Genomic DNA, 7330 nt, shown 5'->3' on the forward strand with positions numbered 1-7330 from the left:
TAGCATTGGGTGCGTCGCCGCGATCGGCTGTAGCTTGGTTGCAAACAAGTAAAGCTTATGCTTGGCTAAATGGCAAGGATTTTGTCACTCCCGATGATATTAAAACTGTAGCGCCGCCGCTATTGCGCCATCGTCTGATTTTAAGGCCGGAATCTCAGCTAGATGGGTTGCAAATTGATGCTGTGATTGCTTCGTTATTGAATCAAGTTGCTGTACCGAGGTGACTTTATTAACATTGCAATTTTTGGCATCTAGAAATACTTAGGAGGAATGACGCTGGGCAAATTGCCTTGAATCAGCTTGACAATTTGCTCAAATTGATATTGGTTAGCGAGTTCCATTAGACCAGTACCGAGTTGAGCGAGTTCTGGGGATAGTAGATCTACGAGTTTAGCGATCGCAGCATCATCTCCACATAGCGCAGCATCTTCTAATTGAGTCAGCCATTCTTCTGGCAATGCCGCCAAAAGCTTTGGATCGAGGGAACTTGCGGGAGAGGAAAGAGAGGATAGGGAAGAGGAATAGTTATCTTTTTCCTCTTCCCGATAGACATACTCTAAGCCCAGGTATTCCGCCATCTTGAGAAATAGGGTCTGTTCTCGGAAGGGTTTGCTGATGTAGTCGTTGCAGCCAGCTGTGAGGGCGAGGGTACGATCGCTCTGGGAAGCCTGGGCGGTGAGGGCAATAATAATACTGTTCTGTCCACCTTCCATTGCCCGAATTTGCTTGGTGGCTTCGTATCCATCTAGCACGGGCATCCGAATGTCCATCCATGTTAGGTCAGGTTGCCATTCTTGCCATAGTTGCACTGCTTCCTGTCCGTTGGTCGCTTCTTTTACCTGCAATCCCAATTGTGTCAGCAATCTGACCATCGGCAAACGATTTTCGGTGCGATCGTCAACTACCAAAATGCGATAATGCGGTTGACCGGGAGCTAACCCAATTACGAGGCGATCGTTCGGTTCGGGTGTAATATTAATTCCGCTAGTTGCGGTGACGGGAAGGGTAAAGGTAAATGTACTTCCCTGCCCTAAAGTGCTACTGACAGAAATTTCACCGCCCATCAGTTGCAAGAGTTTGCGGCTAATGCTCAGACCTAGCCCAGTACCGCTGGCCGATCGCTTTCCGGCTTGGGCTTGCACGAACGCATCAAAGATGGTATCAAGTTCTTCAGCCGCAATCCCTACACCAGTGTCAGTGACGGTAAACTGAAGAAGATGCCGAGTTGTAGTTGCTGTATCTGGATCGGAAGGCAGAGTTTTGACGTACAAAGTAATACTTCCCCGTTTGGTAAATTTGATCGCATTACTCAGAAGATTGATCGAAACTTGGCGCAGTTTTTGCGCGTCGGCAAGAATAAATTGGGGAACTTCAGGCGCAATCTCGAAATAAAGGTCAATTCCTTTAGAATTTGCTCGTTCTGCCAACATATTGCGGAGGGAATGCAGCAGCAAAATTAAGTCAAATTCGCTCTCTTCAATGGTGCTGTGTCCGGATTCGATTTTGGAGAGATCCAACACATCGTTAATCAAGCTCAAGAGGTGATCGCCACTGCGACGAATTGTTTGCAGGTCTTCTTGCTGGCTGGGAGTTAGAGAGGGGTCGCGAGTCATTACCTGGGCAAATCCTAGAATCACGTTGAGGGGAGTGCGTAATTCATGACTCATATTGGCAAGGAAGATACTTTTCGCCAAATTCGCTGCTTCTGCGGCTTCCATTGCCTGTCGCAGTGCCAGTTCTTTTTGCTTGCGATCGCTAATATCTTTCATGAAGCAGTAATGACCCAGGAATTGGTGCCGATCGTCGTAAGTTGCTACTATCACCAATTGTTTGTCAAAAATCGAACCGTCTTTGCGAATCCCTTTGGTTTCAACTTCAACTCTGCCGTCTTGCATCATCTGCCAATAGGCGGCAACCAGTTTTTCCAATTCATCGGGATGTACGGTATTTTGCCAGGGCATCCCGATTATTTCTTCTGGCTGATAGCCTGTCATGTCAGCATAAGCTTTATTGACGTAAAGGTAATGTCCTTGCCGATCCAGTTTGGAAATGCCGGAAAGGGCATTTTCCATCACGTGACTCATTTCTCGCAGTTCTGCTTCTGCTTGTTTGCGATCGGTGATATCTTCTGAAAAACCAAGCAGATAATCCGGTTGATTCCGATCGTCATAAATGGGAATCTTGACGGTATGCAGCCAACGTTTACCGAGATTGTGACTATCGATGACTTCTTCGCGAATATCTTGGACAGTGCCCTTGGCAAAGACTTCTTTATCTTTTTGGAAGAAAAAGTTTGCTTGTTCGATAGGAAAAAAGTCACAGTCACTTTTGCCGAGCGCTTGTGCGGCTGAAATCCCAAATAACTGTTCGCTAGTTTTATTCCAAAACTGAAATACACCAAAGTTTTCAGGATGTCCATCCTTGACAAAAATCGCAACTGGTAGATGATCTAGCAGCGCTTGTAAGAAATTGCGAGTTTGTTGAATTTCTAACTCTGCTTGTTTGCGATCGGCAATATTCCGGGCAATCTTTGAAGCTCCAATTATATTGCCTGTTTTGTCTTTTATTGGCGAAACGCTTATGGAAACATCGATTAAGGTTCCATCTTTTTTCAGTCGCTTGGTATCGTAGTGTTTGATGCGTTCTCCTCGCCTAATTTTCTGGAGGATTTTGGTTTCTTCTTCTTGATATTCTCCTGGAATCAATTTTTTGCCACATTCTCCGATTATTTCGGCGGCTGTGTAACCAAAAATTTGCTCTGCCCCGACATTCCAGCTTGTAATTACATCTTCTAAGTTTTTGCTGATAATGGCATCTTCTGAAGATTCTACGATCGCAGCTAATCTCGCTAAGCTAATTTCTGCTTGTTGTCGCTGGTGAATTTCCCTTTGCAACTTAAGATTGGCTTTTTTAAATTGATAGATTTGGCGTTCGCTAATTTGGATTAGATGCACTACCAAGGCACATAGCCAAACTAAAACTAAGCCGCCTATTAACACGACATTTGGTAAGGGAGATTTCACATTTGCTATTAATGCTGGAGTTGGAGAAACTTCTATCCGCCAGTCTGCATTATATGCTCTAACTACAACCGTTTTCCGAAGTAAAGATGGAGATGGAATCCCTTTGCTGTAAATTAAATCTGCGCTATCGTAAATGGCAATATTATAGCCGATTGGGACTTTTAGAATACTTTCAAATAAAGTTTGAAAACGAAATACTCCGAGAATAAACCCATCAAAACGGTTTCCTACAAATAAAGGAAATATTGCCAAAAATCCTTTTCCACCTTGAGCTAGTGAAATATGGCGCGTTAAGATAGGTTCGCGCAAATCGCGAGCTACCTGCAAAGTGATTTTGCGACGAAGTTCCCGACTCAAATCTAAGTTTTTTGCTGCTTCATTTCCCGCTAGCGGTAACACCCACCGCACTTTAAATGATGAATCGACCCATTCGATCGCTTGACAACCATAAAAATATTGTATATAAGCATCAGCATCGGCTTGCCAAAGAGCTTGTGATTTACCGCCACTCACTTGCCAGCGAGTTGCCATTTGCCGAAGTGCCAGCATTCGTATTGATAATTCTTTGCTCAGTTCTGACTCGATCGCATTGGCTTCTTGCTGAATTAGCTGCTCAATATGAAGTTGTTCTTTGGTGTTTAGCTGTTGCCATAAAAGTAAGACGACAACAGAAGCCAGCACACCAAACAGTAGAGGTAGCAGTCTTTTAATAAGTGTTTTGCATAAGGTTATCATTAGTTTAATTCGAGCGAGCCTCATAAACATATCGTGTATTTCTAGTATAGGAATATTTTATATTAATTGCCTTAATATAGTAAATTAAATGTTCCCAACATCTGATTGAAAAACTTGAAAATTACAGGCTGTATCGATTATAATAATTTGACAAAACAAACGCTCGAAGCTATAGACGGGATAAAGCTTGCTAAACTTTGGCGTCAGCATTCAGCTGTCAGGTATCAGCGTAGAACTTGGAGAGGAATTAACCGTCAACAGTTTCACAAAAGAGCCGAAAACTTAAGCGTTCTCAGTTGCATTAGCTGACGGCTGATAGCTGAATGCTTACACTTTGGCAAAGCACAAATTAAACATTTAACTTACCCCCTAACGAAGAAAGTTGTTTCTTTATACTTGCTATTGTAACCAAATTTGCAGATGTCGATAAACTCTTTCTGTGAAGTTCATAAACTGGCATTTCTTGCCAGCAGTGACGACAAAACCAATAGACATCTTGGTGGCGGATGTGACGCAGCATTTGATGCGAGCAGCAGGGACAGTCTGTCATAAAAACCTCGTTTATTAAAAAAGCAACTTTGATGACACGAGAAATATCAATTCTGCTCGGATAAGATCAGGGGCTCTCGCATTTGAGCGACAATCGATCGCCCAAAATCATAAATTTTACGCCCAAATGCTAATACCTACGGCAGCCTACGCCAACGCGCCTCTATCTTACAGAAATGCCTAACCGAGCAGTATTGCGAGAAACATAGTGTCGATCGAGAAGCGTTAAGCTCAGTTGCACCACGAATAAACTTACTGTAGAGCTAGAAAATAAAGATTTGGTAAAAAATATAACTTTGTTAATGTATAGAACAAAATCTATATATTTCGTAATAAATTAACGGCAGAGAGCGCGAGATCGAGCCTTGATTTTTGATGGTACTGCAATCGCTCAAAATATGCGATAATGTAAAAAGCGTATGGCAAACACTGTTTTAGCAGTATAGATCGTCCTTGCGATCGATCTCAGAATTTATCTTCCATCCCAAGACATTGGCAATTTGAACGGTAAGCATGACTGGATCGATCGGGTTCAAAATCACTACTTGCAGTTGATATCGTTGGAACCAAATATGTTGGAAATCAACCCATTTGGATCTGAGAGCTAATAGCACCACAGGAATTTTCTCAGTTTCAGGTTGTTTTTTAAGGTGCTTGACAAATAGCAAACCGTCTATCTCATTTAGGCAAAATTCCAAAATAATCGCATCTGGCCGATCTAGACTTGCCTGTCGCAAGCCTTCTAAACTTGAACTAACAGATCGCACGTTCCAACCGCCTAAATCAGTCAAGCAAGCCTGGATTATCTCCCGTATATTGGGTTCTTTGTGAATAAGTAAAATTCTGTTGGCGGTCATTTTAACCATTGGGAAAGTATTCATATAGGTCAGCAGGAAATTTTCTCCTATGGGAAGCAACTAGCCTGGAGTTGCATAAAAAGAGGCTAGCTCAAAAAGGTAAGGAATTAATAAAGATTTTTTTCTATCTACAAACTATGAAAGTTATATTCCCATCCTAAAATCTCTGCCACTTCTTCCGTCAGGATGGTGGGTCGGATCGGTTTGGCAATTACTCCAGCTACTCCCATGCGATCGAATCTGACGCGATCGCTGGGCAAGACTTTGGCTGTCAGCAGAATGACTGGAATCGATGAGTTTGCCGGCTCGGATTGGAGGCGATCGTACACAGCAAATCCATCCATTCCCGGCATCGATATATCTAGCAAAATGGCATTAGGTCGTTCTGTTTTGAGGATCTCAAAACATTCCTCTCCCGATGCTGCCCCCAGTGTTTCCCATCCGGCTAAGTCTTCCAAACACGCCCGCACCAGTTCGCGGAGGTGTTCTTCATCATCAACTACAAGAATCTGTCTGTCTGTCATTCCATTTTGAATTTTAGATTGATTTTACAATTGGATAGTAGGTAGGGGTAGGGTAAAGAAAAAAGTGCTGCCTTCACCTAAGATACTTTCAGCCCATATTTTTCCATTATGCCGTTCGATAATACTGCGGCAGATCGCCAATCCTAAACCAGTTCCTCCTTTTTCGCGGGAATCGGAGGCATCAACCTGTTGAAATCGCCCAAAAATTAATTCTAGTTTATCCGCCGGGATACCCCGTCCGCGATCGCTGACTCGAAATAACACAAACTCGGTCTGATGTTCGATACTGATGCGAACTGTGGAATGGGCAGGCGAGAATTTTATCGCATTACTGAGCAAATTTGTCAAGGTTTGGATGATGGCATCTGCGGCTGCCCATACTTCTGCATCGGTGGGGGTAAAAGCGAGAGAGATTTGTTGTCGATCGGCAATCTGTTGTATCCCATTAATTGCTTGCTGGATCAAATCTGTAGCTTTGCAAACAGTTTTCTCTAGAACTGCGCTGCCGGACTCTAGCCGCTCCAAATCTAAAATATCATTAACCAGGTTGACTAAACGATTGGTATCGAGTATGGCAATTTCGATTAGGCGTCGAGATTTTTCTGGTTTTTTATCGTAAATTCCACTTTCTAATAGTCCCAGCGACATTTGAATTGCGGTTAAAGGCGTGCGGAGTTCGTGGCTGACAATACTAATGAATTCGTCTTTAATTTTTTCAATTTTTTGTCGTTCGGTGATATCTTCGCCAATGCTAATGGTTCCTATAATATTTCCCTCTAAATCTTGCAGGACAGTATTGTTCCAAGCAATCAATTTTTCCTCACCCGATTTGGTCAATATGGGATTTTGATAATAGGGATAATTGTTGTGATTCAGTAATTCCGAGAAAGCGCTTTTAATTGATATTTTAATAGAGCTATGTAAGAAATTTTCAAACCAATTCTTTCCTAAAACTTCTTGGCTAGTGTACCCTGTGAGCCTGAAGAAAAAAGGATTGGCGTAGTTGACATTTCCCGCTCGATCGAATCCGACGACGATCGACTGCACGTTATCCAATAGCGATCGCCAGCGTCGTTCGGCTTCTCGGATCGTGGCTTCTGCTTGTTTGCGCTCGCTAATATCATTGTTAATTTCCAGTATCTTAATTGCTCTAAAGGCATCATCTTTTTGCACAACCCAACGGCTGGATACAGTAATAAGTCGATCGTCCTTAGTAAAATGAATAAGTTCTCCTTCCCAGTAACCTTTTGCCAACAGTTCTGTTTCAATTTCTGTGAAGGGCTGAGGAAATTGGGTTTTTAATAAACTGTGCGTTTCTTGCCCAAATGCCTCCGCTTTTGTCCAGCCATACATAGACTCGGCTCCCCGATTCCAAAAAGTGATAACCGAGTTTAAATCCCAGGTGATAATACTATCGTGGGCGAGGTCTAAAAGTTGGGCTTGTTCTTTTACTAATTGATAGGCTTGTTCTTTTTCTAGTAAAAGAACTAACAGACGAGCGTTTACGTCTGTTAGTTCTCTAGTTCTTTCTATTACTCGTTGTTCGAGTTCGGCATTAAGTTTTTGTATGGCTATTTCTGCTTGTTTGCGCTCGGTAATTTCTTCGCAAACGGTACTGATGCCAATAATGCGATCGCCATCT

Annotated in this window: 6 protein-coding genes; 1 reads left to right on the forward strand and 5 read right to left on the reverse strand. The window is 42.8% G+C overall.

The genetic code is table 11. The annotated features are described in order from the left end of the window. The coding region (locus H6S82_RS12275; RefSeq protein WP_277926404.1) for a MoxR family ATPase at positions 1 to 224 on the forward strand (224 nt) is incomplete at its 5' end. Positions 225 to 251: 27 nt separating this feature from the next. On the opposite strand, the gene H6S82_RS12280 is transcribed toward H6S82_RS12275, so the two are convergent. The 5 genes from H6S82_RS12280 to H6S82_RS12300 all read right to left on the reverse strand — a co-directional run. Then, positions 252 to 3758 carry a PAS domain S-box protein gene (locus tag H6S82_RS12280; protein ID WP_242056924.1) on the reverse strand — a complete coding sequence of 1169 codons (3507 nt, stop codon included), beginning with the start codon at positions 3756 to 3758 and terminating at the stop codon, positions 252 to 254. A gap of 349 nt (positions 3759 to 4107) precedes the next feature. Then, positions 4108 to 4308, reverse strand: a complete 201-nt coding sequence (locus tag H6S82_RS12285) for a CPCC family cysteine-rich protein (protein WP_190462614.1) — start codon at positions 4306 to 4308, stop codon at positions 4108 to 4110. Positions 4309 to 4741: 433 nt separating this feature from the next. After that, a complete protein-coding gene (locus H6S82_RS12290) occupies positions 4742 to 5164 on the reverse strand; it encodes a response regulator (protein WP_190462616.1) in 423 nt (140 codons plus the stop codon). Positions 5165 to 5292: 128 nt separating this feature from the next. Further along, the gene (locus tag H6S82_RS12295) at positions 5293 to 5688 is read right to left on the reverse strand and encodes a response regulator (protein ID WP_190462618.1); all 396 of its coding nucleotides are present in this window, start codon (positions 5686 to 5688) and stop codon (positions 5293 to 5295) included. A gap of 24 nt (positions 5689 to 5712) precedes the next feature. Next, positions 5713 to 7330: PAS domain S-box protein (locus H6S82_RS12300; protein WP_191056268.1), on the reverse strand; the 1618-nt coding region annotated here is incomplete at its 5' end.

It is taken from the genome of Planktothrix sp. FACHB-1355, assembly GCF_014748295.1.
Taxonomy (GTDB): Bacteria; Cyanobacteriota; Cyanobacteriia; order Cyanobacteriales; family Aerosakkonemataceae; genus Aerosakkonema; species Aerosakkonema funiforme_A.

Bases quoted from the DNA above. Each gene is read 5' to 3' on its own strand.
- H6S82_RS12280 (WP_242056924.1), bottom strand. From the start codon at position 3,758: ATGATAACCTTATGCAAAACACTTATTAAAAGACTGCTACCTCTACTG.
- H6S82_RS12285 (WP_190462614.1), bottom strand. From the start codon at position 4,308: ATGACAGACTGTCCCTGCTGCTCGCATCAAATGCTGCGTCACATCCGC.
- H6S82_RS12290 (WP_190462616.1), bottom strand. From the start codon at position 5,164: ATGACCGCCAACAGAATTTTACTTATTCACAAAGAACCCAATATACGG.
- H6S82_RS12295 (WP_190462618.1), bottom strand. From the start codon at position 5,688: ATGACAGACAGACAGATTCTTGTAGTTGATGATGAAGAACACCTCCGC.